The sequence below is a fragment of the Coleofasciculus chthonoplastes PCC 7420 genome (assembly GCF_000155555.1).
In the GTDB taxonomy this organism is placed as follows: Bacteria; Cyanobacteriota; Cyanobacteriia; order Cyanobacteriales; family Coleofasciculaceae; genus Coleofasciculus; species Coleofasciculus chthonoplastes_A.
Genome location: NZ_DS989842.1, coordinates 187,512 through 214,438, shown reverse-complemented (window position 1 = coordinate 214,438; position 26,927 = coordinate 187,512). Strand labels below are relative to the sequence as shown.

The 26,927-nt window shown below is 45.9% G+C and carries 21 protein-coding genes; 10 read left to right on the top strand and 11 right to left on the bottom strand.

Features of this window, described 5'->3' with window-relative positions:
* The first annotated feature begins 438 nt into the window (after nucleotides 1-438).
* Nucleotides 439-720: a UPF0175 family protein gene (locus MC7420_RS02910; protein ID WP_044204919.1), complete on the top strand. Its 282-nt coding sequence runs from the start codon at nucleotides 439-441 to the stop codon at nucleotides 718-720.
* A gap of 552 nt (nucleotides 721-1,272) precedes the next feature.
* Here the strand turns inward: MC7420_RS02910 and MC7420_RS02905 are convergent.
* The 10 genes from MC7420_RS02905 to MC7420_RS02865 all read right to left on the bottom strand — a co-directional run bounded on the left by MC7420_RS02905 (nucleotide 1,273) and on the right by MC7420_RS02865 (nucleotide 13,937).
* The gene (locus tag MC7420_RS02905; RefSeq protein WP_006098572.1) at nucleotides 1,273-1,773 is read right to left on the bottom strand and encodes a hypothetical protein; all 501 of its coding nucleotides are present in this window, start codon (nucleotides 1,771-1,773) and stop codon (nucleotides 1,273-1,275) included.
* Between the two features lie 131 nt (nucleotides 1,774-1,904).
* Nucleotides 1,905-2,213 (bottom strand): XRE family transcriptional regulator, encoded by a 309-nt coding sequence (locus MC7420_RS02900; protein WP_006098483.1) that lies wholly within the window; start codon nucleotides 2,211-2,213, stop codon nucleotides 1,905-1,907.
* Nucleotides 2,210-2,569: a type II toxin-antitoxin system RelE/ParE family toxin gene (locus MC7420_RS02895; RefSeq protein WP_044204653.1), complete on the bottom strand. Its 360-nt coding sequence runs from the start codon at nucleotides 2,567-2,569 to the stop codon at nucleotides 2,210-2,212. The genes MC7420_RS02900 and MC7420_RS02895 overlap by 4 nt, the downstream gene beginning before the upstream one ends.
* Before the next feature lie 538 nt (nucleotides 2,570-3,107).
* Nucleotides 3,108-7,061: a tetratricopeptide repeat protein gene (locus tag MC7420_RS02890; RefSeq protein WP_006098452.1), complete on the bottom strand. Its 3,954-nt coding sequence runs from the start codon at nucleotides 7,059-7,061 to the stop codon at nucleotides 3,108-3,110.
* A gap of 81 nt (nucleotides 7,062-7,142) precedes the next feature.
* The gene (locus tag MC7420_RS02885; RefSeq protein ID WP_044204651.1) at nucleotides 7,143-7,910 is read right to left on the bottom strand and encodes a YebC/PmpR family DNA-binding transcriptional regulator; all 768 of its coding nucleotides are present in this window, start codon (nucleotides 7,908-7,910) and stop codon (nucleotides 7,143-7,145) included.
* Between the two features lie 199 nt (nucleotides 7,911-8,109).
* Nucleotides 8,110-9,204, bottom strand: a complete 1,095-nt coding sequence (locus MC7420_RS02880; protein ID WP_044204649.1) for a hybrid sensor histidine kinase/response regulator — start codon at nucleotides 9,202-9,204, stop codon at nucleotides 8,110-8,112.
* A gap of 221 nt (nucleotides 9,205-9,425) precedes the next feature.
* On the bottom strand, nucleotides 9,426-11,138 hold the full coding sequence (locus tag MC7420_RS02875) for an EAL domain-containing response regulator (protein ID WP_006098347.1): 1,713 nt from the start codon (nucleotides 11,136-11,138) through the stop codon (nucleotides 9,426-9,428).
* Entirely contained in the window at nucleotides 11,135-13,378 is a 2,244-nt protein-coding gene (locus MC7420_RS02870; RefSeq protein WP_006098756.1) for a hybrid sensor histidine kinase/response regulator, read from the bottom strand. Before MC7420_RS02870 ends, MC7420_RS02875 begins: the two co-directional genes overlap by 4 nt.
* Complete coding sequence (locus tag MC7420_RS39050; RefSeq protein WP_006098504.1) at nucleotides 13,347-13,502, bottom strand: hypothetical protein; 156 nt, start codon at nucleotides 13,500-13,502, stop codon at nucleotides 13,347-13,349. Before MC7420_RS39050 ends, MC7420_RS02870 begins: the two co-directional genes overlap by 32 nt.
* A 60-nt stretch (nucleotides 13,503-13,562) precedes the next feature.
* Nucleotides 13,563-13,937 carry a response regulator transcription factor gene (locus tag MC7420_RS02865; protein ID WP_006098599.1) on the bottom strand — a complete coding sequence of 125 codons (375 nt, stop codon included), beginning with the start codon at nucleotides 13,935-13,937 and terminating at the stop codon, nucleotides 13,563-13,565.
* A gap of 434 nt (nucleotides 13,938-14,371) precedes the next feature.
* Between MC7420_RS02865 and MC7420_RS02860 the strand changes: the two genes are divergently transcribed.
* From MC7420_RS02860 to MC7420_RS02825, 9 genes are all read left to right on the top strand, one after another.
* Nucleotides 14,372-15,883, top strand: coding sequence for a sensor histidine kinase (locus MC7420_RS02860; RefSeq protein ID WP_006098617.1), 1,512 nt, complete (start codon nucleotides 14,372-14,374; stop codon nucleotides 15,881-15,883).
* On the top strand, nucleotides 15,861-16,529 hold the full coding sequence (locus MC7420_RS02855) for a response regulator transcription factor (protein ID WP_006098579.1): 669 nt from the start codon (nucleotides 15,861-15,863) through the stop codon (nucleotides 16,527-16,529). Before MC7420_RS02860 ends, MC7420_RS02855 begins: the two co-directional genes overlap by 23 nt.
* A gap of 127 nt (nucleotides 16,530-16,656) precedes the next feature.
* Nucleotides 16,657-16,815, top strand: a complete 159-nt coding sequence (locus MC7420_RS39045) for a hypothetical protein (protein WP_157453003.1) — start codon at nucleotides 16,657-16,659, stop codon at nucleotides 16,813-16,815.
* 156 nt (nucleotides 16,816-16,971) lie between these two features.
* Complete coding sequence (locus MC7420_RS02850; RefSeq protein WP_006098604.1) at nucleotides 16,972-18,363, top strand: glycosyltransferase family protein; 1,392 nt, start codon at nucleotides 16,972-16,974, stop codon at nucleotides 18,361-18,363.
* 262 nt (nucleotides 18,364-18,625) lie between these two features.
* Nucleotides 18,626-19,960, top strand: coding sequence for a glycosyltransferase (locus MC7420_RS02845; RefSeq protein ID WP_006098386.1), 1,335 nt, complete (start codon nucleotides 18,626-18,628; stop codon nucleotides 19,958-19,960).
* 321 nt (nucleotides 19,961-20,281) lie between these two features.
* The gene (locus MC7420_RS02840; protein ID WP_006098477.1) at nucleotides 20,282-21,508 is read left to right on the top strand and encodes a glycosyltransferase family 4 protein; all 1,227 of its coding nucleotides are present in this window, start codon (nucleotides 20,282-20,284) and stop codon (nucleotides 21,506-21,508) included.
* Between the two features lie 10 nt (nucleotides 21,509-21,518).
* Nucleotides 21,519-23,336 carry an ABC transporter ATP-binding protein gene (locus MC7420_RS02835; protein WP_006098494.1) on the top strand — a complete coding sequence of 606 codons (1,818 nt, stop codon included), beginning with the start codon at nucleotides 21,519-21,521 and terminating at the stop codon, nucleotides 23,334-23,336.
* A 219-nt stretch (nucleotides 23,337-23,555) separates the two neighbouring features.
* Nucleotides 23,556-24,557, top strand: a complete 1,002-nt coding sequence (locus MC7420_RS02830) for a phosphotransferase (RefSeq protein ID WP_006098689.1) — start codon at nucleotides 23,556-23,558, stop codon at nucleotides 24,555-24,557.
* A gap of 156 nt (nucleotides 24,558-24,713) precedes the next feature.
* The gene (locus MC7420_RS02825) at nucleotides 24,714-26,153 is read left to right on the top strand and encodes an iron uptake porin (protein ID WP_198016359.1); all 1,440 of its coding nucleotides are present in this window, start codon (nucleotides 24,714-24,716) and stop codon (nucleotides 26,151-26,153) included.
* A gap of 91 nt (nucleotides 26,154-26,244) precedes the next feature.
* Here the strand turns inward: MC7420_RS02825 and MC7420_RS02820 are convergent, their stop codons facing one another.
* Nucleotides 26,245-26,838: a hypothetical protein gene (locus tag MC7420_RS02820; protein ID WP_006098394.1), complete on the bottom strand. Its 594-nt coding sequence runs from the start codon at nucleotides 26,836-26,838 to the stop codon at nucleotides 26,245-26,247.
* Nucleotides 26,839-26,927: the final 89 nt, after the last annotated feature.

The following is a 26,927-nucleotide window of genomic DNA, read 5'->3' as shown; positions in this document are numbered from 1 at the left end:
TCCCCCCTACCCCCCTCGTTCCCCCCTACCCCCCTCGTTCCCCCCTACAAGAGGGGGGAGGACAGAGGATGCTTCGCTTTTTTGGCAGGGGGGAGGACAGCGGATGCTTCGCTTTTTTGGCAGGGGGGAGGACAGAGGATGCTTCGCTTTTTTGGCAGGGGTGAGGACAGAGGATGCTTCGCTTTTTTGGCACGGGAGAAGGGGAACCGGATTTTCTTACTCCCCTCTCCCCGGCGTGGGAGAGGGGCTGGGGGTGAGGGGTTTAGCTTAAGTTGACACCAATGGATATTATCGTGCCCCTACCCTATTATCTGGTATTGGTGCATCAATTCTATTTCCAGAGAATCTGTTGGGTTGAGCGAAGTCGAAACCCAACCTACCTTAACGACTATAATTAATATAAATTCTAATAAACCAGACAGCCAAGCATTATTTAATATGCAAATTAGCCTTGAAATACCTGATGATATCGGTAGTCGTTTGACAGCAAAATGGCACAATTTGCCCCAGCGCTCATTAGAAATTATGGCGGCTCAAGCTTATAAATCGGGTATCCTTACCGCAGGTGAAGTCCGACGAATGCTTAATTTACCTTCTCGTTTAGCCGTTGATGAATTTCTGAAACGAGAAGGAGCGTATCTACACTATACTGAGGCAGACCTAGAACAGGATCTTCAAGCCGTAGCCAAGGTTATCCAAACGAATGACCATTGTTTGTGATACGTCTCCACTTTGCTATTTGATTTTAATCGACCAAATCGATGTCCTGCCTCAACTTTTTTGTCCTCCCGCCACGCTAGCGTAATGCACCTTTCTATTTGTAGGGTGTGTTAGCGAAGCGTAACGCACCTTTCTATTTGTATACACATCTATTCGGACTTTCCTTTCCTGTTGTTCTAGACGTTCCGGCGGAACGTCTCTACTATGTGTCCTAACCGCTATTGTTCGGGTAACTTTTGTCGCCTTGAGACTCCACCACCACGCTTAGAGCGTCCCCTCACCACGCTCAGAGCGTCTCCCACCACGCTTAGAGCGTCCCCTCACCACGCTCAGAGCGTCTCCCACCACGCTCGGAGCGTCCCCTCACCACGCTCAGAGCGTCTCCCACCACGCTTAGAGCGTCCCCTCACCACGCTCGGAGCGTCTCCCACCACGCTCAGAGCGTCCTCCCACCACGCTCGGAGCGTCATCCGCCACGCTTGGAGTGTCCTCCCACCACGCTCAGAGCGTCATCCGCCACGCTAGGAGTGTCCTCCCACCACGCTCAGAGCGTCACTCATCACTCTCAGGGCTTGATTCATCCTGTGAGGAACCCCCATTCCCTTTGGTTTTCACGCCTTTAAAGCGTTCCTTTAACTGCTCCGCCACGCTTTTTAAGCCCGGTGTGGTTTTCGATGCCATTTTCACGTAGTCATACACGGTTAAGCTGCTTTTCATGGCTTCACTACCGACGGCTATCAGGGTATCATCCACCTTTTCTGACAGTTGCTGGAGTCGGATGAGTAACTCGGAAAGACGCAACGCCAGTTGATAGTCGCGCTCGAATTCCTCCGTGTTGAAATTGGCGGGGAGAATGCCAGAGTTCGTTTGGGCGGCGTTGAGGCTATTGTTGACAAAGGCTAAACTTTTATCGCCCATTTTATACAGATCATGGCGTTCTTTGGGGCTGAGGTTGATCAGAAAGGGTAGCTTCTGTTCGATAGTTTGTAAGGCGGTGTTGATTTCTTCGATATCGGTGTCGGAGAGGCTGGCACTAATATTGTGATAGGACATGGTACTGTCTCCTGATGTGAAGATTGCCGTTGCCCTGGCTATTGTTGAAGAGGGCAAGGATTCTTTTATTTTAGTAGGTTTTATTGGATCTGGTTCCCCTTCCGTCCCCCTTTTAGATCCCCCTCCCGTCCCTAAGACTCGAACTGAGAAATAATCACATCTCTATCCGGGAAATGGGCAACCAGTTGGAGCGTTCCACCCAGAGCCTTAATATAGCGGTATAGAGTAGAAATTTGAATGTCCTCTTGATTTTCCAGTTTAGACAAAGCAGACTGAATAACACCAAGTTCCTCGGTCATATCTTGTTGGGTAACACCGAGAGATTGACGTAACTCGGCTAGAGTCAGAGACAACGACGCCAGTTGAGCGCGAGTTTGACTCTCGGCTAGTTGTTCAGGCGTCATTTGTTTTCTTAACTCACTGATTGGCTTTCGTTTCATATCAAACCCTCATCCGATAATTCCTGCAAAAGTTCATCGTAGAGTAAATCGGCTTTGGGGATATTCTCGTCATACCACCGATCATTTCCCCCTTTATTACCCCCTAAAAGTAGTACAGCAACCCGACGCGGATCAAAAGCATAAAGTATGCGGTAGGGTTCCCCTTTGTGCTGTACACGTAGTTCTCTCATTTGGGAATGACGAGACAGTTTCACCTTTGAAGTGTAAGGAAACGGGAGATTTGGTCCCCTTTCTTCAAGTAATCTAACAGCAACATCAATAGAAATTTGCGTTGCTTCGTCGAGTGTTATCCACCATTCCTCAAATTCATCGGTATACTCAACCTCCCACACCATGCCCACCGAACCTGTTGGTAAACCTATTCCCTATCGTTGATATTGTATCATCGCGGCAGAGTGGCAAGACAAAAGGTGTGGAATGATCGCGTCTAGGCAGAATTCCCTACAATTCACGGTGGAAAACAGGTAGGGGCGCACCGACGTGCATTAGTGTCAACTTAAGCTCAACCCCTCTCCCCCAGCCCCTCTCCCAACCCCCCTCGTTCCCCCCTACCCCCCTCATTCCCCCCTACAAGAGGGGGGAGGACTAAGGATGCTTCGCTTTTTTGGCAAGGGGGGAGGACAGAGGATGCTTCGCTTTTGTTGCACGGGAGAGGGGAGCAAGAGGGGAGCAAGAGCCTCCGATTCCCCTTCTCCCCACGGTGGGAGAAGGGGTTAGGGGATGAGGGGGAAATGTTGAGGAGTAGATCGACACGGTTTAAAACCTTGCCAGCATTGGTTTTCTACCTTAAGTTGACACGGATGCTATATGCCGTACCCCTACGACACCCAGGGATAATTGATGGGGTAGGGGTAGGATACTATCGTGCCCGTCTCAATCTGGGAGGCGTTCTAAGTTTTCTCGCGTCACACCAGCCCAATAATCATCCTGACACTCTAGATATATCTCTAAGGCTGTCTGTAAATTCACCCTCGCTTCGGCGTAGTTTTCCTGGGCTTCTGCCAGTAATCCTAAATTGTGATAGGTTTTAGCTTGATTGTAGCGATCGCGAAATTCAATAAAAATATCCAGAGCCTGCTGATAGTATAGCTTTGCCTGCTCATACTCCCTTAAGTCTTGGGCAACGATTCCTAACTGGTGATAGGTGCGAGCTTGAGAGAAGCGATCGCTAAATTCAATCTTAATATCCAGAGCCTGCTGATAGTAGTGCTTTGCCTGCTCATACTCCCTTAAGTCTTGGGCAACGATTCCTAACTGGTGATAGGTGCGAGCTTGAGAGAAGCGATCGCTAAATTCAATCTTAATATCCAGAGCCTGCTGATAGTAGTGCTTTGCCTGCTCATACTCCCGTAACTCTTGGGCAACATTTCCTAAATTGTGATAGGTGCGAGCTTGAGAGAAGCGATCGCTAAATTCAATCTTAATATCCAGAGCCTGCTGATAGTAGTGCTTTGCCTGCTCATACTCCCGTAAATCTACAGCAACATTTCCTAACTGGTGATAGGTGCTAGCTTGAGAATAGCGATCGCTAAATTCAATGGTAATATCCAGAGCCTGCTGATAGTAGTGCTTTGCCTGCTCATACTCCCGTAACTCTACAGCAACATTTCCTAACTGGTGATAGGTGCCAGCTTGAGAGTAGCGATCGCTAAATTCAATCTTAATATCCAGAGCCTGCTGATAGTAGTGCTTTGCCTGCTCATACTCCCGTAAATCTACAGCAACATTTCCTAAATTGTGATAGGTGCTAGCCATCCAAAGCTGTTTCTGTCTCTCCTCTACCCCGGTAAGCTGTTGGGTAAGTTCCAGCACCTGCTGATAAGCAGCTTTGGCTTGAGTATAATTCTGGGTTTTTAGGTAACAAGAGGCTAACCGATCCTGTGCCATGACAATTTCCAGCCCAATTTCACCCGTTCGCAATTGTGCCGGATATGCGGCTTGTTTCTGACAAACAAATTCTGAGAGTTTGAGATTACTCTGGATATCATTAATTAGCTCAAAGTATTGAAACAAACAGAAAAAGATATCCACCGTTTCCTGCTTCTCTAAACAGATTTGCAGCGCATTGTAGAGATTTTCATACTCCAGTTGACAGGCGCAAATCCCCTGTTGCCGTTTTTGCGCCTGCTTCGATTCCAGCCACTGCTGATAAGCACCCGCCAACGTCAAATAGTGACGTTTAAACCCCTCCCGCAACGCTTCCCGCTTGTCTGCATCCTCTTCATTCAGCTTCATCCGCAAGAAATAAGGAAAAACTGGCTGAATCCGCAACAGACTCTCATTAGCCCCCCTTTCAAAGGGGGGTTGGGGGGATTGAGAGGGGCTGGGGGAGAGGTTCGACAACAACCCCCAATTAATCGCCTCTTGAATCGCCCCATCAAACTCCTCAAACGGATAATCCTGAAACGGGGCTAACTGCTGCAACTCATCAACATAATTCCCCATATCCCTGCGATCAATAAACCCAGTAAACGGCGCTAAACACAACAACAATTGCTGCGCCGCCGCCGACAAATTCCGATGGGAATAGTCCGCACATTGAACAATACTTTCCGTCTTATCCTCACTCCCCGAATCCAAGGCAATATCCGCCCTCTCCAACCCCGCGACAATCTCCGCCGGGGATTGCTGCTTCAGATTCGCCAACACCACCTCCATCGCCAAAGGATACCCCGCCAAGAGTTTCATTAATCGGATAAACGCTGCATCTTCCCGTATCTTGGGAATCGCCTTTGCGGGTAAATACCGTTCTAATATCTTTTGCGCCAACTCTGAACGCGCCTGGATATCTAATCCCTGTAACGGATACACATTATCGCCAAATGTCCCTTGTAACCACTCCTCGCCACTGCGGGAACCCAACACCACCCGCGTCTTCCCACCGACTAATCGGCTGAGAAAGTCCTGGATTTCCTGTCGCTTAGTCTTGGATAACGTATGTTTAATCGCCAACCGTTTCCCCGTCACCGATTCCAAATTATCCAATATCAGGATATGAGTCTCGGTTTTCAGTTTCTCGGCTAATTTCTGCACCTGCGCCGCCTGATTCATCGCCTGAAATCGGCTGAACTCAAACCTCTCATAAACCGGCTTACCAATCTCCAGCAGGATTTGCTTCAATGTCCAGGCTTTTATGTCATAGCCAAAATAAAAGATAGCTTCAGCAAAGTGAGTCGTTTGCCACCATTCCCGTAAATAAAGCAGTAGCGTAGTTTTCCCAGTTCCGCCCATCCCCCGCAATAATAAAATAGGATGGCGCAGCAACGCCTTTTCTATCTTGAGAATCTCCAAATCCCGCCCCACAAACCCATAAGTCGGTGGAGTAAACTGATACTGCTGCTGACGCGCCGCATAATAATCTTCTTCTTCCTGAGGCGTAAATTCCCGTAAATTCAGATTAACGGGTTGATTGGTATAAACCACAGGTAAAAGCCAGTCTTCTAAATCGATGCTTTGGTTATAATAGGCTTTACGTTGTTTATTATTGTAGAGTTCGCGGCGTCCCAGGCGTAAAGCTTCCCGAATCGTCTTTTCGGCAAATACCTGTTTATAAACCGTTTCCATTAACAACGAAGCCGCCGTTACCGTTACCGAATAGCCCATCGCCACCACCATCTGCATCCCCGCCGCCATCAGGCGACTGCCTAAACTGGTTTCACGGGCATCATCAAGAACCCCTCCCCCAGCCCCTCCCCGACGCGGAGAGGGGGGCAAGTTTGGGGTTTCTCCATCCTCTTTTTCTCCCTCTTTTCCTATACTTTTTCCTTTACTTTCTCCACCGCTTTCTTTACCGCTTACTCCACTACTTTCTCCACCGCTTTCTCCTCTTACTCCCCCTTCCCTCGCAGGGAAGGGGGTTGGGGGGTTAGGTTTTCCTTCCCCCAATTCATCAGCCGGAAAAGAGGTTGGGGGGTTAGGTCTTTCCTTCCCCGATTGACAAGCATTTAAAATACAAACGGGAATCCCCTTTCCTGTCAACAAATCCGCCAACTCCGACGCCTCCACCGGATCAGCCTTTCCCTGACTTTCCCCCTCCAAAAACAGAAACGCCTTCACCCCTTGATATGGATCAATATCCTCTCGCCCCCACCGCGCCTGAAACGTGTACCGCTTCTTTTCTATCCCCTGCTGCACTTGCTCATAACTCATCAACGAGCCATGGGCGTCAAAATGAATAATATGATAATATCCCGCCCCTTTCTCCTCTAACTGTTTCGATAACGCTTGATAAGTAGCCGGACGCAATAACTCCACATTCACCCGTAACTTTGCCGTCTCAATCGCTTCAATTAACGGACGGGAAATGGTACGATATCCGACATCCCTTTCCTCATCCGGTCGTGCTGTCACCAAGAGTAAATTAATCACCGGAAACGGTGGCATACTGGCACCAATGGGAACCGGTTTAGTATGCTTCCTTAGCATCAGACAATCCACCGCCAGGGGACGCGGTAAATCTGGATCACGCAGGGCTTCCCAATGCAGCGCTTGAAACTCTGGCGTCTGGCTTTCTATCTCAATTTGTAGCTGACTTAAATTCCCCCGGATCTGCCGATACTCGCTATAGGCGTCAATATTAGTTCTAAATACCTGCTCAAATAATTGTTCCCCGTAACCCTTAACCGATTCCTTCGCCTGTTCCGCCTTCACCGTTCCCAATTGGGGAAACACCAACCATTCCTCAAAATACCATTCCAGATTCTGTTCTTGTTTTAGTGTGAAAGGATCAGTAATCGTAATCTGATAATTGACCCGCCCATCAAAACTGAGAGTCGCCGTAAATCCGCTATCAGTTGAGTCCTGTTCACGAATGGTAATGGTTGTCATCCGTCATTCGTCTTATGTCTTATGTCAGGTATGGTAGCCCAAAAAATAGAGGCATAGCAATGTCGTGCCCCAACTCTCCTCTCACGCCATCGTCAACGACACCAAATCATCTGCCATTTCAAAATTGGCGGTGACATTCTGCACATCATCCAACTCATCTAGGGCATCCATTAATTTTAGGAGCGATCGCGCTACATCCGGATCAGTAATTTCGACACTATTCCCCGGTATCCAACGTAACTCAGCATCGCACACGCTGAAGCCTTGATCCTGTAAGGTTTGATTCAGGTGTTCTAAATTGGTTACCTCGGTAACAACTTCCACCCCCGGTTCCTCGTCGTCTTCAATCCACTCATAAGTTTCCGCCCCCCCAGCCAGTGATGCTTCCAATAGCCGATCCTCGGACACCTCACCCGCTACCGTCACCACCCCTTTTTGTTCAAACATCCAACTAACGCAACCTGTTTCCCCCAGATTCCCGCCATTCTTAGTAAACGCCGATCGCAAATCTGCCGCCGTGCGGTTACGATTATCGGTAAGGGCTTCAATCAGAATCGCCACACCTCCCGGACCATAGCCCTCATAGCGAATCTCTTCCAGGTTGTCGCTACCACTATCAAACTGACCTGACCCTTTCGCGATCGCCCGGTCAATATTATCATTGGGAATACCCGCCGCCTTCGCCTTCTCAATCGCGGTGCGTAACCGGAAATTCCCATTCGGGTCAGGAACGCCACTACGGGCAGCTACAATGATCTCCCGTGAGAGTTTGGCAAAGGTTTTCCCCTTCGCTGCGTCCACTCTCGCCTTCTGGCGCTTAATATTTGCCCACTTACTGTGTCCTGCCATAACTGAAACCAAAATCAGTCAAATCCCGCTTCCCTAGGGTAGCTTGGTCATTTGTTATTTGTCATTTGTTAGGGAACAGGGAACAGGGAACAGGGAATAGGCAATAGGCAATAGGCAATAGGCAACACCTCGACTTCGCTCCCCCCAGCTTCCAGACGCGCCATGGCGCGTCTCTACATTGCTTCCCCAGCTTCCCGGATTAAACAGGAAGAAGAACGCGAACGGTGGTGTGTTGATTGGGTACGCTATCAATGGTTAAAGTTCCCCCCAACAGTTCGATTAACCGCTTACTGATACTCAATCCCAATCCTGTTCCTTGTTGGGCATACAGTTTACGTTCAAACTGCTGATATGCCCCCAACTTGGTAATTTGTTCCTGACTCATCCCCCGTCCGCGATCGCTAACTGATAAGGCGTAGAATGATTGATTGGGAACCGTCCTCCCTATCACCGAAACCGGAGTACCAGGGGTCGAATATTTCAACGCATTATCCACTAATTCTTCGACAATTTTCTCCATCCGAGTTTTGGCAATTTGTAGACTGGAATCATGTACATCAAGCTTGACATCAGCCTCGCGATTTCTGCGTTTCGCCTGTTGCCAAACCATGGTTTCAATCATTGAGGCGGCGGAACTGGTTCGAGAACTGCGTAAGGCTTGAATCCGATTCGCATCCGTTACGGTGAGTTCAAGTTCGGCGTAGAGTAAAAAGTTTTGAATCAGTCGATGTAATCGTTCGCCGGACTTACGGATACTTTCGGACATTTCCTTAATTTCATTCCGTTCCAGGGTATCCCCTTCTTCCACTAATAACTGGGAAAATCCCAGGATATTCGTTAGCGGCGATCGCATTTCGTGAGGGAGAGACAGACTGATACTGGTGCGTAACTGGTCAAGTTTTTGGGTTTGTTGTTCCTCAATTATCGCTTGTTTTTGTAACCGGGAGGCAATGGCATTCAGTAATTCATCGACACTAAAGGGCTTGGTAATATAATCATCTGCCCCTAGTTCCATCCCTTGACGCAAATCCGTTTTATCGGTGCGGGCGGTGAGAAACATAAATGGAATGGTGGCGGTTACAGGATTTTTCCGTAATGTATTTAAGACGCCAAACCCATCTAATTTGGGCATCATCACATCACATAAAATTAAATCCGGTTGATACTGCGGTACTAAATCCAATCCCGCACAACCATCGCCAGCGCCGCAGACTTCAAAATCCTCAGCTTCCAGCAATTCCATGAGATTTTCCCGGACGGTTTCTTCGTCTTCGATAATTAGAATTTTTTTCATGGTTGTTATCAGCATTTTTTGCATAAATTAAAACAGATTTACTACGCGGGAACTGAAGGGTTAAATCTGATAGTTTGCACCTTTGTCGGTAAGCCCCGACACCCGCCAAGAACTCAAGTTCTTGGCTCATAGCTTAAGTCCATTAAAATGGACTCAGACTAGATATGCAGTCGTCTTTAGACGACTTTCGCTTTGAGACTTGGGTTTTAACCCAAGGCTTGCTATTTTATCCCCACTAAAGCTTTTTCGCTGAATAATAAAGATTCAAATTCCTTAGCGGGCAAAGGCTTACTAAACAGATACCCTTGCATTTTATGACAGTGATGCTGCACCACAAAGGAAAGTTCCGCATCCGTTTCCACCCCTTCCGCCACTAATTTTAAATCCAGCGTATTTGCCATTTCAATAATCGCTTGGGTAATTGCCGCCTGACTCGGATTATCCTGAATATTGCGAATAAAACAGCGGTCAATTTTCAAGGTATCAAAGGGAAACTGCTGTAAATAGCTTAAAGACGAATACCCTGTGCCAAAATCATCAATGGCAATCTCCACACCCAGCGCTTTTAATGCCTGTAAGCGGCGAATCGCTACATCGGTATTTTCCACCAGCATACTCTCCGTTAATTCTAATTCTAAATACTCCGGGCGCAATCCGGTTTCGGTGAAAATCTTGACTAACCGATGACGCAAGTCTAATTGTTGAAATTGACGCCCGGATAAATTGACGGCGATTTTTAAATGAGGATAACCCATTTTTTGCCAGTGACGAGTTTGCTGGCAAGCCGTTTTTAACACCCATTCCCCAATCGGCAGGATTAATCCCGTTTCTTCGGCTAGGGGAATAAATTTAATCGGAGAAACCAGTCCCCGTTCGGGATGTTCCCAGCGCAACAGGGCTTCCGCACCGATGATTTTACCTGTTTCCAAATTAAGTTGGGGTTGATAGTAAACCTGAAGTTCATCTCGTTCTAAGGCATAGCGTAAACTCGTTTTTAATGCCACCCGATCTGAGGTTCCTTTACTTAAGGCAATCGAGTAAAACTGATGGCAATTTCCTCCCTGTTGTTTTGCCTGAAACATGGCTTTATTTGCCTGATTCAGTAACTGTTCAATATCCCTGCCATCACGGGGATAGAGTGCCATACCAATACTAGCGGTGACAAAGATTTCTTGGTCATCAATGGCAAAGGTTTGGGAGAATTGTTCTAAGAGAGTTTGGGCAACGAAAACGGCATCTTTTTTATGGGGGGTTGTGGGCAGAATAATCGCAAATTGACCGCTGCCTAATCGTGCTACATAATCCTCAGAGGTGACTCCGTTAACTAAACGTTGGGCTACTGCTTGTAATAAGCGATCGCCTACACTATGTCCTAAGTCATCATTAATTTGATTAAACCGATCTAAACCGACACACATGATTGTCATTAATTGCTGGCTATGCGTCGATTTTATCTGTTTAAATTGTTCCCGCAACGATAACTGATTAGGCAAATTGGTTAAGGAGTCATGATACATTAAATAATCGAGTTGATCCTTTGCTTGCTCAAGTTCACTACGATACTGCTGCTGCTTTTTAAACCGAGTCGCGATCGCGCCGAGTAATTCTGCCCGGGTAAAGGGTTTAGTCAGGTAATCATCTGCCCCTAATTCCATCCCTTGACGAAAGTCGGCTTTAGCCGCTTTAGCGGTTAAGAAAATAAAGGGTGTGGTGGCAAATGTTGTCTCCTGACGCAGTGTTTTTAACACACTATATCCATCCAATCCCGGCATCATCACATCACAAATAATTAAATCGGGTTTCTCGACTTTGGCTAAATCGATCCCTTTATAACCATTCGTTGCGCCAATTCCGGCTAATCCTTCGGCGTCCAAGAGTTCTAAGATATTTTCCCGGACGAGTTCTTCATCTTCAATGACTAGAATCTTTTTCATGAGTTTAATATAGGTAAGGTAACAGTTACTGTAGTGCCAACCCCGATGATACTATTAATGTCGATATTACCCTGATGAATATCCACACATTTTTTAACGATGGTGAGTCCTAATCCGGTTCCCGGAATCGTGCCAACATTGGTTCCCCGATGGAATGCTTCAAATAATCGGTCTTGATCGTCTAGGGGAATCCCAATGCCGCGATCGCGAATTTCCAGGGTAATTTGTTCGCGATTTCCTTTGAGTTTAACTTCAATCGTTTCTTCGGAGGATGAATACTTAATCGCATTGCTTAACACATTCTCTAAAATTTGCTGGAGTAATTGCTTATCTAGATAGATTACTTGGGCATCAAGGGTCAGTTCCCACTCATAACTGATGTTAATAACAGAGAGTTCGGGTTGATTAAGTTGCAGCTCTTTCACTAATGTGGCACAAAATAATTCCAAATTAATAGGTTCTAGACTTAAGGCAAGTTTACCTGCATCTGTTTTGCCTAAAATTAATACATCATTTAATAATTTGGTCATATACTTAACCGAACCTTGAATTCGATGCAAATGCATCTGTTGTTTCTCATCTGACCATTTATGCCGATAATGTTCCAGTAACTCGGCTGACGAGTGAATCGTAGTTAAAGGGGTGCGAAACTCGTGAGACGTTACCGTAATAAAGCGGGATTTGAGGTCACTCAGTTCCTTTTCTTGCGCCAAAGCATTGAGAATTTCTGCTTGCACTCGTTGGCGTTCAGTAATATCCTCCGCAATCCCCGCAATCCGGATAGTAATTCCTGCCTCATTCACCACCGGAAACGCCCGTACTCCCATCCAACGTACTGAACTATCGGGGCGAACAATTCGATATTCTTCCTGGAAATTTGCTTCCCCAAGGGACTGTTTGTGTAACGCTTGGGTTACGCGATCGCGATCCTCCGGATGAATGGATTCTAACCAAGATGAAGGTTGTTCATATAAACTTTTAGTCGAACGTCCCCATACCTCCTGATACACTGGACTAATATAGATCATCTGGCTAAAATCAGGGGTAGTTAAAAAGAAGACTTCGCGAATATTTTCTGTCAGTTGTCGCAATTGTTCTTCACTGGTGCGAAGTTGTTCCTCTATCCGTTTTCTTTCGATAATTTCGGCTTGAAGAACATCATTCACTTTCCTTAACGCCGCCGTGCGTTCTTCCACACGCATTTCTAAGGCATCATTCACTTGTTCTAGGCTGAGTCGCATTTGCACCCGATCCGTGACATCTTGGACAATCACAGAAACTTCTTCAAACCCACTGGCAACAATTCGGGCTTCAAAATTGCGGGCTTTGCCATTCACCCAGAGTTGATATTCCACCCGTTGAATGGTTTTCGTTTCTAGCGCTTGTTCAATATGTTCCCAAATTAATCCCGCCACTTGTGTGGGCAGTATTTGATGTAAATGTTTACCGATAATATCGGTAGCCGGAATAGAAAGCGTTTCCGTTTTTGTGCCATAGCAATCTAAATAAATCCCCGCACTGTTAATCCGAAACAAAGCATCAGGGATAATTTCCAAAAGCGCGTTGTTTCGGGATTCCGCCCGATTTAAAGCGGCAATAACCTGCTGGTGCTTTTGCTGTTGAATGTGGTACTTTTGTTCTTGTTGAATGTGATAGAATACCATCGCCCATTGAGACGCGATCGCACAGACACAATCAATTTCTGCCTGACTCCATTGGCGTTGCGCTTGCGTCGCCATCAGGCTAATCGCCCCAAAATAGGATTGACGATGACAAAGGGGTAGAATTAACAGGGGTAAACCGGAAAGCCTCTGCCATTCTTGAATTGGCGCTGGGGGATGTTCATCCGCGATCGGAAAAATCAGTGGTTTTCCCTGAATTAGCCAAGTATAATATTTCCCATAAAACTCACAAATTAGCCGAGAGGATGAGTCATCTACAGTCCCCTGTCCTCGCAGTAGTTGATACGGGTTTTCTTGTCTTTTTTTTCCCTTTACCTCTCCCTCAAAGGGTGTCGTAATCGGTTCAAAGTCTGATACTATAAACATCAGACAGGAGTCAACCTGTAGACCGTAACGTAGTTGATCCGCCGTCGTTTGTAGCCCATCTTGAGGAACACATTGTCCTTGCGTTACTTGGGCAATCTGCTGCATAATTGCCACTTGTAGGGTTAAGAGATGATTCTCCATTGTCCCCAGTTCATTAGCGTTAATTGATAGATGCTTGGATGAGATAGCCATAAGTCATGAATGGATGAAACATAAAAGGTTTGACATTGGCGAATCCTCGAATAAACGTTATCTGGTTAATTTCCACCTCCAAACCATCGGATTGAGTCAAAATTGTAGGGGCGGGTTTAGCCATTAAAACCACTTGTCACCAACACATGAACAACAAAACCCGCCCTTACCCCCTCACGCACCACTACCTATGGATCACTCCAATATGAGTCGCGATCGCATCCAGCAATTCTGCCAAGGTAAAGGGCTTAGTCAGATAGGCATTTGCGCCCAAATTCATCCCTTGCTTAATATCCGTTTTAGCGGCTTTAGCGGTGAGAAATAAGAACGGAATAGTAGCCGTCTTACCTTGAGAACGCAAGGCAGAAAGAACACCATAACCATCCATTTCTGGCATCAGTACATCGCACAAAATTAAATCCGGATCATGCTGTTGTGCCAGATGCAACCCCTTCTGTCCATTTTCTGCGATAATCGCATCAAACCCTTCTGCATCCAGCAGTTCCAGGATATTCTCGCGTACAGACTCCTCATCTTCAATCACTAAAATTTTAACCATTGTTGCTCTCCTTAAAATGCCTAACCGGTATTAACGTCTTTAAAAATATGGCTACAATCATGACAGCGATAATCTCCTTATCTATAACTCAACCCATTCCGGTTTCATCTCCTGAAAATGGATCAGAATACTGAGAGAACCCCAGCATTAAATGGTGGGTTTACTGTCCACTTTGATAAATTGTTGCATAGTGATTCTGATTAGTCCTCGTGGAAAATACGGGGTGTGAACCTGAGTTGAGGATTCCATCTCCGTAATTTCACCTTGAAGGGGGTGGGTATTTTGAGCAAAACCCTTGTAGAGACGTTCCGCCGGAACGTCTCTACCAAATGATGTGTCCTAACTTACAAACCTAGAGTCAGGAACATATTCGCACAGATCAACATCAGGTTTTAAGATAACTGACGAACGACCAGGGAACCGACGTGACTAAGTTGGGTAACAACCTCGCCTCAGCCAAACCTGATCAAAATCATGAGGCGAATAAAACTGAAGGGTGTTGGGGTTGGCGTAATCTATTTTGGGAAGCACGAACTCGTCTTCTTGCCTGGTATGTCCTGCTCATGGTTTGCTTTACGGGTACATCAGTTGGGCTGATCCGTCAAGTTCTATTGGAGGAGACGCACAAACGAATTGATAGTTCTCTAAACCAAGAGGTGCAGGAGTTCCAGCGATTGTTTCAACAAGGAAAAAACCCCTTTACGGGTCAGCCATTTTGTGATGACATTGGCGGTTTATTTGAGGTTTTTCTATCCCGTAATATTCCCAATGATGGAGAGTTTCTGCTGACCATTATTGAGGGTCAATTCTACCAATCTAGTCCGACAGCATTGCCTGACCCCCTGCAACCGGATGCATGGCTACTTAAACGTTGGACTAAGCTGACCCAACCCACAAAAGGCTGGGAAGAAACATCAGTTGGTCCGATTCTTTACTATGCCGAACCGGTGGAAATTGGCGGAGAAATTCGGGGACTATTTATTGTCGCTAATGTGATTGCCTATGAAAAGGAAGAAGTTAATGAAGTCGTTTGGGTGATTGTTAAAGTAACGTTGGTTGTGATGGTGGTTGCGTCCATTGTGGCTTGGGTTGCTGCTGGACGGGTACTCGCCCCCCTACGTTCGGTTACAGAAACGGCGCGTTCGATTAGTGAAACGGATCTGACGCAACGCATTCCTATACAAGGTACGGGTGAAATTGCAGAACTGACCACTACGCTGAATCAAATGCTGGATCGTCTGCATCGGGCGTTTACTAGCCAGCGAGACTTTATCAATGATGCGGGTCACGAATTACGGACACCAATCACGATTATCCGAGGTCATCTGGAATTATGGGACGATGACCCAAAAGCGCAACAGGAAACATTAGAATTAGTCTTGGATGAATTGGATCGGATGAACCGATTTGTCAATGATTTACTCCTGTTAGCGAAAGCCGAATGGCGCGATTTTTTACAGGTTGAAATCATAGATATTGACTCATTCACCGAGGAACTTTTTGCTAAAGCCAAAGCCTTAGCCGAACGAAACTGGCAATTGGATGCGATCGCGTCTGGTCAAATTGTCGCTGATCGTCAGCGCCTGACGCAAGCAATCATGAACCTGGCTGAAAATGCTACCCAACATACCGAGGCGGGAGAGCAAATCGCCTTGGGTTCTGCGATCAATCGCCATAACGCCTATTTCTGGGTTCGCGATACTGGAAAAGGAATTGACTCAGCTAACCAAAAGCGGATTTTTGAGCGGTTTGCTCGACTCCCCAACAGCCGTCGTCGTTCTGAAGGCGCGGGTTTGGGGTTATCTATCGTTCAAGCGATCGCCCAGGCGCATCGGGGACAAGTGAGACTCAACAGCCGACTGGGTGCTGGCGCTCAATTTACGATTGTTCTTCCTCTAGAGTCAAGACAAGATAATTTACCTCATGAATCGAATTCTAATTGCTGAAGATGAACCCCGGATTGCCTCATTTCTAGAAAAAGGGCTGCGGGCTAAAGGATTTACCACCAGCGTAGCCATAGATGCGGGGGAGACGCTGGATATGGCACTCTCCCACGAATTTGACCTGCTGATTATGGATTTGGGACTCCCCGGTAAAGATGGTTTACAGGTACTAGAGGAATTACGGGGTCAGGGGGAACAAATCCCAATTATAATTCTCACCGCCCGTGATGACATCCGTGATAAAGTCGCTGGATTAGAGGGAGGGGCTGATGATTACATGACCAAACCTTTTCGGTTTGAAGAACTTTTAGCCCGGGTGCGCTTGCGGTTGCGGAATAACCATTTGCCGAAAACCAAGGAGGAGATGGTACTCACCATCGGTCATGTTAGTTTAGATTTGCGGACTCGTCGGGTTCGGGTTAAGGGTCAACGTGTTGAACTCTCCGCCCGCGAATTTACCCTCGCAGAAACCCTATTACGCCATCCCGGACAAGTGATGAGCCGAGAACAGTTACTCAGTCATGTTTGGGGGTATGATTATGATCCGGGTTCTAATATTGTTGATGTTTATATCGGTTATTTACGCAAAAAATTAGGCAGTGACTTAATTGAAACCGTTAGAGGCATGGGTTATCGCCTCCGTACTTGATTAGACGCTGCGCTGAGACAAAATTATTAGTTATCCTAATAATCATCATAATTTTTTCCGATAAATCTAGAGACGTTATAGCAACCGCCATAGCGGTTAGGACACATCATTTATGTAGAGACGCGCCATGGCGCGTCTCTACAATGGTGCCGAAAGTCCTAATCGATGTGTCTACTGCTATATCTTCAACGTCTCTTTTCGTTTATGGGCAGTCAAGTCTCTCCCCGTTCCCCGTTCCCCGTTCTCTATTCCCTTCTTAATCACAAACATGAAAGAGTTCTCATAAAAGTATCACCTTGTTTTCACGGCAGTTTATTAAATTTAAGTTAAGATATCAGAAAGCAAGATAAATTTTAGGGGAAAGCCTCAATTTTATCATCCTGCTCGCCTAAAGGATACATCAATCACAAGAAACCACATTTTGGAGCATCAGGAGATAACAATGATAGCACAAACGCGCACAATTGAACGTTTTTTGAATGGAGAAAGAGTCGCCAGTTTTGAATCTAAAACCGCTGAAATTGCACAGCATCTTCATTTCAGAGAACGAACAAGTCGTGCGACTGATGCGGCTCATACGGGGTGGTTTTCCCATCTATCTCCGGCGATTGTCCAACCGAATAGCGCTAGAACTCGGAAATTGCGGGTGGTGTTGTACTCCCATGATACGATGGGTTTGGGTCATAAGCGACGCAATTTGTTAATGGCTCAAACCCTTGCCCAGTCTGCTTTACCCACGGACATTCTGCTGATTAGTGGCATGAGTGAGGCAAGTAATCTGCACATCCCTGATGGCGTAGATTATGTGGCACTTCCCGCCCTGCATAAAGGAACCAATGGACAATATCAATCCCGTCGCTTGGATCTGTCGCTACAACATATTGTCAATCTCCGCGCTAATATTATTCGGGCGACTGTCGAATCCTTTCAACCGGATGTCTTCATTGTCGATAATGTGCCACGGGGGGCAATTCGAGAATTAGATTTAACCCTAGAGTATTTGCATACTCAAACAGATACTCGTTGTGTTTTAGGTTTACGGGATGTGCTTGATGATCCGATAAAAGTACAGCATGAATGGCAGCAAGCAGAGAATGAAGATATCATTCGTAAGTATTATGATGCGGTGTGGATTTACGGTGATCCTAGAATCTCTGATCTGGTTGAGGATTGTCAATTTTCCCCCGATATAGCCGCAAAGGTGCGTTATACCGGTTGTTTTGATCAGCGCAAACGACTGGAATTTGTGGATACTCCCGACGTTGATCCCTTAGCCACACTAAATCTTCCCCCTGGGCGGCTGGCGGTGTGTATGGTTGGCGGTGGGCAAGATGGGGATAAGCTGGCAGAAATGTTTGCCCAAACCCCTTTACCTCCAGACACCAACGGGGTGATTTTAACCGGTCCATTTATGCCCCTTCCTGTGCGTCAACACCTACACCAAATCGCGGCAAAACATCCCCGTTTGCGAGTGTTGGAGTTTCTGGCTGAACCCACCCAATTATTGAATCGGGCGGATTGTGTGATTACCATGGGCGGCTACAACACCACTTATGAAGTTCTTTCCTTTGACAAACCCGCGCTGATTGTACCACGAGTCAAACCGCGCCAGGAACAGTTAATTCGGGCTAAACGGTTACAGGATTTGGGATTAGTTGATATGCTGCATCCCGATAATGTCACGCCCACCGCTTTAAGGGAATGGCTATCGCAGACAATGGGAACATCGACACATCGACGCGATCGCATCGATTTCCATGGGCTGGCACGTTTACCTCATTTACTCGAATCTGTTGTTGATTCCCCAGTTATTTCCATGGTTAATGTTTCGTAATTGTTGAATCAGGAATCAGATTCGTCATTTGTCAAGAGTCATTTGTTTATGTCGGGGCGAAGCATTTTGCATCCTTGTCAACTTAAGCTCAACCCCTCTCCCCCAGCCCCTCTCCCACGCCGGGGAGAGGGGAGCGGGGAGAGGGTTCCCCTTCTCCCCACGGAGGGAGAAGGGGTTAGGGGATGAGGGGGAAAATGCCGGAATGTTATCGGTTAAACCCGCCCCTACATATCCAACCTTTACCTAATCCCCCATAACAATGATGCTTTCCACAGAATTAAACCGCATTGGTTATGTTCTCAAGCGTTATCCACGCTACTCAGAAACATTCGTCGTCAATGAAATTTTAGCCCATGAAGCCGCTGGATTAGAAATAGATATTTTTGCCCTGCGCCCTCCGGCGGAAACTCATTTTCAAAACATCATTTCCCAAGTTCGCGCCCCAGTTTACTATATTCGTAAACCCATCCAAGGGCGAGTGAGCGAGTCTCTCAATAGCCTTAACCCAACAGCCGCTAGCTTCTTCTGGGCAGAACTTCAGGAAGCCAGTAAAATTATCCCCGATTTTTGGACAAAATTAGAGTTTGCTCAAGGGGAAAAAGCCAGTACCGTTTATCAAGCCGCCTGGTTAGCACGAGAGGTACGGTTAAAAAATATTAGTCATCTCCACGCCCACTTTGGTACAGTGGCAACCAGTGTCGCTCGTTTGGCTGCCCACTTTGCCGGAATTCCTTATACCTTCACGGCTCATGCTAAGGATATTTTCCATGAAAGTGTCGAACCGGAAGACATGAAACGGAAGCTACAAGATGCGGCAAGTGTGATTACGGTTAGTGACTATAATCTCAAGTATTTACAACAGATGTATGGTACAGCATCCGCCCCTATCCAGCGCATTTATAATGGCTTGAATTTAAACCAGTTGGGGTATAAATCTCCCCAAGAACGCCCACCCACTATTCTTTCAGTCAGTCGATTGGTGGAGAAAAAAGGGGTTTCTGTTTTAATTGACGCTTGTGCCATTCTTGCCCATCGCGGCTGTTCGTTTCATTGTAAAATTATTGGATCAGGTTCATTGGAAGCGACGCTGCGAGAGCAAATTCAACGCCTCGGTTTAGAATCAACGGTTGAAATTATTGGTTCGCGTCCTCAAAATGAAGTCTTTGAGCATATCCAGAATGCGGCTGTATTTGCTGCACCTTATATTATTGGTAGCGATGGAAATCGTGAAGGTTTACCAACGGTTTTACTGGAAACGATGGCGCTGGGTACGCCTTGTGTGGCTACTGATGTAACCGGAATTCCTGAAGTTGTGCGTCATGAAGAGACGGGATTAATGGTGGCTCAACATGATTCTCAGGCGTTGGCAAATGCTCTAGAACACTTACTGATTAATCCAAGTTTACGGGTGAAACTGGCAACAAAAGCGCGGCAATTGATTGAGTCAGAGTTTGATATTTATCGCAATACTGCGGTTTTGCGGACTATTTTTAATCAAGTCGTTAATCAAGATAAGTTACAGTCTTCTCCAGTTGTTTCTAATCATATATCGTCCACTAATCAACAGGATAATGTGAGTTTTGCACAAAATGTATAAGTAGGTTGGGTTGAGCGTAAGCGTTACCAAACAGGATATCTTGTCATTTGTCAAATAACCCTTTATTCCATACTTGAGACGGGGCGGGTTTATTGACATCAGGGTCAACAATAAAGTTAAGTGGTGAAACCCGCCCCTACAGACCTATTTATTTTATCCCTGATTCAGGGCGGGTTTAATGACATTACGGTCAAGAATAAAGTTAATTAGTGAAACCCGCCCCTACAAGGTTATTTATTTTATCCCTGATTCAGGGCGGGTTTAGTAACATTAGGGTCAATAATAAAGTTAGTTATTTATCGTTTGTTGAGACTATGAATTATGCGAATTGCTTACATTTGCGCTGATCCAGGTATTCCCGTTTTTGGTCAAAAAGGTTGCTCAATTCATGTTCAGGAGGTAATTCGTGCTTGGCTAAAACTAGGAATACAGGTTGAGTTATTTGCCACACGAATTGGTGGTGAGCCGCCACCGGATTTAGCCGATGTCATTGTTCATCGTTTACCCTCTATTCCCAAAGGTGAAATAGCTGCCCGTGAACAAGCTGCCCTATCTGCTAACCTTGATCTACGTATAGCACTGGAGAATAACGGTATTTTCAACTTAGTTTATGAGCGTTACTCTCTCTGGAGTTTTACCGGAATGGATTATGCCAAGTCTATGGGAATACCAGGGATTTTAGAAGTCAATGCTCCCTTGATTGAAGAACAGGCAAAACATCGGGGATTAGTAGAGCGCACGCTAGCAGAACAAGTGGCACAGCAAGTGTTTAGTACAGCCAGTGCAATTATTGCCGTGTCTGAAGAAATTAAGACTTATATAGAAACATATCCGGGAGTAAGTAAACGAGTGCATATTATCGCTAATGGCGTTAACCCAGAGCGTTTTTCCAGTAGTATTGAATCAGCCTTATCCATTCATCCAGAATCATTCACCGTGGGATTTGTTGGCACACTTAAGCCTTGGCATGGATTATCGATTTTAGTCGAAGCCTTTGACACCCTACATAAAAAGTATATAAATACGCGACTACTAATTGTCGGGGATGGACCCGAACGAGATAATTTAGTCACAGAATTGTCAGCACGCGGATTATTAGATGTGACTCATTTTACGGGTGCTGTTACTCCTGATAAAATCCCTGAAATTTTAGCAAAAATGACCGTTGCCGTTGCCCCTTATCCGCACCAATCTGACTTTTATTTTTCACCTTTAAAAGTCTATGAATACATGGCAGCCGGATTACCCGTGGTAGCGAGTCGTATTGGACAATTGAAAGAATTAATTGAAGATGAAATTAATGGGTTATTATGTCCTCCAGGCGACGCCGTAGCCTTAGCCGCCACCCTAGAGCGCCTCTACCATAATCCTGAATTAGGCAAACAGCTAGGAAAAGCCGCCAGACAGACAATACAGCACCATCATACCTGGGATGCGATCGCGAAACGTCTATTAGAAATCGCGGGTATGGCAGAGGGGTACAGCAGTAATGTAGAGACGTGCCATGGCGCGTCTGGGAGCAGATTGGGAATGACGAATGACGAATAACATAAGACAAATGACACAAAAATCTATTCCTAGTTTCTGGCGAATATTACATCGCTTCGCCCCCTATCTTCAGAAACAAAGTTTACTCTTAATCACAGCGGTATTCGCTCTATTCGCTGAGGTAGTGTTGCGATTACTTGAGCCTTGGCCCCTGAAGTTTGTTTTTGACTATATTTTAATTGATGCGCCCGATAAAAACATTAGTATTCTCAATCGTTTTGATCCAGTAACATTGCTAACCCTATCGGCTTTCGGGTTAATCGCCATCACCGCACTACGAGCAATAGCATCTTACTGGAGTACCGTGAGTTTAGCCCTAGCCAGTAGCCGCATCTTAACCGAAATTCGCGAACAACTCTATCGTCATCTTCAATGCCTATCTCTCTCCTACCATACCAAAGCTAGAAGTGGTGATTTATTAGTGCGAATCAGCACCGATACCACCCGATTACAAGAAATTGTCCTAACCGCCGTCATGCCCCTTATCGTCAGCATTATGACACTATTGGGTATGATTGGAATCATGATTTGGATCGATCGCGATCTAACATTACTAGCATTAATTACCTTACCCTTCTTTTGGTTTGCCGCCACCCGCCTAAGTGAGCGAATCCAGCAAGCCTCACGTCAGCAGCGTCAGCGTGAGGGGGCTGTCGCCGCCACTCTAGCCGAATCAATTGGCGCAATTAAATTAGTACAAGCCCTTTCCCTGCAAGACGCCTTCGCCAACGTCTTCTCCCAAGCCAATCACCGCAGTCTCAAGGAAAGCGTGAAAACCCAACGCTTATCCGCTAGCTTAGAACGTACTGTGGATGTCGTCATCGCCATTGGTACAGCCATTGTCTTGTGGTACGGTGCCAGGTTAGCATTACGAGATCATCTCACCCCTGGAGATGTTCTAGTTTTCTTAACCTATCTCAAACAAGCCTTTAAACCAATACAGAACTTTGCTAAATATACCGGGCGACTATCAAAAGCAGTAGCCTCTGGGGAGCGTGTTTTAGACATTTTAGATGAAACACCGGAGGTTGACGATTCCCCCTTTGCCATTGTCGCGCCTCCATTTCAAGGATATGTCAGATTTGATTGCGTCAGCTTTGCCTATCAAGCCGGTAATCCCTTACTCAAAGCCATTGAATTAGACGTAAAACCGGGACAACAAGTAGCTCTAGTGGGCACCTCCGGGAGTGGTAAATCGACACTTCTGAGCCTACTTTTGCGTTTGTATGATCCCACTGAAGGGCGAGTCATGATTGATGGACGAGATATTCGTGACTATACCCTCAAATCATTGCGAACTCAAATTAGTGTCGTCATGCAAGACAGTTTACTCTTTGCCGCCACCGTTTGGGAAAACATCGGCTACGGTGTTCCCGATGCTACCCACGCCCAGATTGAAGCAGCCGTGCGTCTTGCTAATGCTCACGAATTTGTCGAAGCACTTCCCCAAGGCTACGACACCATCTTAGGGGAACGAGGCTCCACCCTCTCCGGGGGACAACGTCAACGTTTAGCCATCGCCCGAGCCGCCATTCGCCAAGCCCCCATTCTCATCCTCGATGAACCCACCACAGGTTTAGACAAACATAACGAAAAAGCCGTGATTACCGCCCTAGAAAGCGTAGCCAAAAACCGCACCACCTTTCTCATCACCCATGACTTAACCCTCGCCGCCCATGCTGATTTAATTCTCTACCTAGAAAACGGACAAATCCTCGAACAAGGAACCCATTCCCAATTAATCCAACTCAATAAAAAATATACCAGCTTATATCAGATGCAATCTCCAGCCGATAGAGAAAACAAAAAGCAAGAAATAAGTAGGTGAACACCATAAAAGCTAACGGTGGAGATCGTCATTCGTCATTCGTCATTTGTCCTTTGTCAGAGTTTGAGACTCTCATGTCCCATAATTCCTCCAAATCCCCCAACCCATCATCAAAATCCCCCAAAACCTCTGCGCCCCTCTGCGCTTACCTCTGCGCCCCTCTGCGTTAAAAAAACATCATTTCGACACCACCCATTTTCATTTAAAATCGTCAATCCCATGACCATTCCCGTAATCGATCCATTCAACATCACCACCGATTCAAACCTGTCATTCCTTACCGCAGCCCTTAACCCAATCACCGTCCAGCAAGAACTCACCAAAAACCTACCACAACCCCTTCAAAAAAGCAACCTTTGTGCGATTAAAGTCATTCGCCACAAACCCGGACGTCGCTGCTTAATTGAATATAACCTAACCCATCCCAATCATTCCACCATTCCCATCACCCTCCTCGGCAAAGTACGGGCAAAAGGCACTGATTTTAAAAGCTATCAACTCAACCAAGCCCTTTGGCAGAAAGGATTTACCGATAATAGTAACGATGGAATTAGTATTCCCGAACCCATCGCCATAATTCCCGACTTTCAGATGTGGCTTCAGCGCAAAGTACCCGGAGTAACCGCCACCAAACTACTCCCCCAACCCCAAGGAATTACCCTAGCTAAACGCATTGCCGAAGCCATTCATAAACTACATCAAGCCAAAATTCCGCCCCAGCGTTGCCACACCATAGCCGATGAACTGCGAATTTTGCACGAACGTCTGCCCCTAGTGTCTCAACTCAAACCCCAGTGGGAACCCCGTTTAGAGCAAATTTTAGCTGGGTGCGATCGCGTGGCAGCAATAACCCCAGAACCGCAACTTCTGGGTATTCATCGCGACTTTTATCCTGACCAAATCCTTATCGATAACAATCGCCTTTATTTACTGGATCTGGACTTATATTGTCAAGGCAATCCCGGCTTAGATATTGGTAACTTTATTGGACATATCACAGAGCAAAGTTTGCGAACTTTAGGCAATTCCGAAGCCTTAGTGGATCGAGAAAATGCGTTAGCGGAGAGATTTATTCAGCTTGCAGGTGAAGCCCTTCGTCCAGCGATTCAGTCTTATACAACCTTAACCTTAGTGCGACATATTTACATCAGCACTCAGTTTCCAGATCGGTGTCAATTTACCGAATCTTTATTAGAACTGTGTGAACAACGTCTCAAATAAAAGATGATTGGACAAGTTTTATATCAAAAAATAGGGCTAGTGATAATTGTATTAGTTTCTCCTTTAATAGGAACACATACCACCCTAGCCAATGAGTTTATGACAACCGATATTGACTCTAATTATTCACGATCAAAGGAACTCACCAATAGTGACATGAACACCGTCACACCAGTATCTCAGCTAGCCGATGTGAGTCCTGATGATTGGGCATTTCAGGCATTGCGATCGCTCATTGATCGCTATGGTTGTCTCAGCGGATATCCGAATAACACCTATCGCGGCAATCAAACCCTGACTCGCTATGAATTTGCCACTGGATTAAAGGCTTGTCTAAATTACATTTACGAACAAAATATTAACAGTACAACCAACCCCGTTGCCGAAACTGATCTAAAAACATTGCAACGATTACAACAAAATTTTTCTACTGAATTAAACCTAATTAGCGAACGGGTATACAGCCTAGAAAATCGCACAACTCAATTAGAATCTCGGCAATTTTCTCCCACCACTGAATTAGAAGGAGAGGTGATTCTTGCGTTTAGTGGAGTTCAGGGGACAAAAAAAGCTAATGGAAGTGGTGAACCCATTGACAATAATCTCACCTTTGGCAATCGATTTCGCCTCACCTTAGAAACCAGTTTTACCGGAAAAGATAGACTACAAATCCGTTTGCAAGGTCGTGATATTCCCGAATTTGCCGAAGCTACAGGGACACAAATGGCAAACTTAGGGTTTGATGGAAATGATGACAATGAAGTCGAAATTGATGAATTAGAGTACCGATTTTTAGTCACTCCCCAAACCCAAGTGAGTTTAGGTACAGTAGGGATTGGGTTAGGCGATTTAATCCCCACCGTCAATCCTCTATTTAGCGGAAGTGGAGATGGTTCCATTTCTACCTTTGGGCGAGAGAATCCCATCCGCCGTCAAGGAGAAGGGGCGGGAATTGGCATTTCTCAGAACTTGGGTGAGTCTGTTAATCTATCCTTGGGCTATGTTGCCATTGATGCCAATGAAGCCGATAATGGGATTTTGGGCAATGATACTTATGCTGCGATCGCACAATTAACCTGGCAACCTAGTGACATCGCCTCTTTAAGTTTCACATACACCCGTTCCTCAAATAGTTTTAATACGGGAACTGGTAGCGAATTAACCAGTGATCCGTTTAATCGCGAGACTGAAGACGTAACAGCTAACTCTTTTGCGGCTGAAGCCTCTATACGAGTCAATCCAGGATTTATTTTAGGCGGGCGAGTGGGTTTAATTCAAGCGCAAGCTAATGACTTACCCAATCAACCTAATGCTAATATCTTTACCTGGGCGATGTTGTTAGCTTTGCCGGATTTTGGCCAAGAAGATAGTTTAGTCGGTATTGTAATTGGTCAACCGCCGAAGATTCTTAATAATGAACTGGGCGCGGATTTTGAGGATCGGGATACAGCGTTACATCTAGAAGCATTTTACCGTTTTTCGCTGAATGACGATATCTCGATTACTCCAGGATTATTTGTGATTACTAATCCAGAACACAATGATGATAATGATGCGATTTATGTTGGTACTATCCGAGTTACATTGACGTTTTAATCTTGATTTAAGTGAGATAGGGCGGGTTTTGTTTGTACGTTAGGGATAACAAGATAATTTAGTTCCTAAACCCGCCCCTACAATGCTATCCCTACAATGCTGTCCACAATGCCAACCCACCGCCGCGTCCTCTTGCGGCAATTGCTTGATTTTCGACGAGAAAATAGGTAAAAAATGCCTTATCTTTTAACGGTTTATCATAAAAAGAAGCCTCTCGCTCTTGACCGCCGCGAATATATCCGTTATATAATTTTAAGCCAAATAATGACAGGTTTATGCGGGTGAAATCAAAAGCCAGGATATTCGTCTTAGCAAAAAACTGAGTCGGTCCAGTGACAACTAATTGCAGAGATCCCAGTTCCACCGAATTTACCACTGTTCCTTGCTCTTGACTGGCTTCTGATGGGGAGTAGGATAACTGAATCTTCACCCATTTCGGCAAAAACCGTCCCGCACCCAACACCACGCCAGCACGCTGACGAGAGCGTTTGGTTCCGGTGATAAATCCCAATCGCCATGTTCCCAGTAACTCGGAATAGCTATGGCGTACTTTCGTCTGTTTGGCTGTCTTCTCAGCGGTTAACAGCGCCTCAACCACAGCCTTTGATTCAGGGGGTTGGGCAGAAAACGTAGTTAAATATGCGATCGCTTGATCAAGTGTTGGGTCAATTAGGTCTGTGGTCATAAGATTACTATACCAAAAGAGTGAAATAGTTACGAACTAGGGCTAAAGCCCTGACTACAAACTAGGGCTAAAGCCCTGACTACGAACTA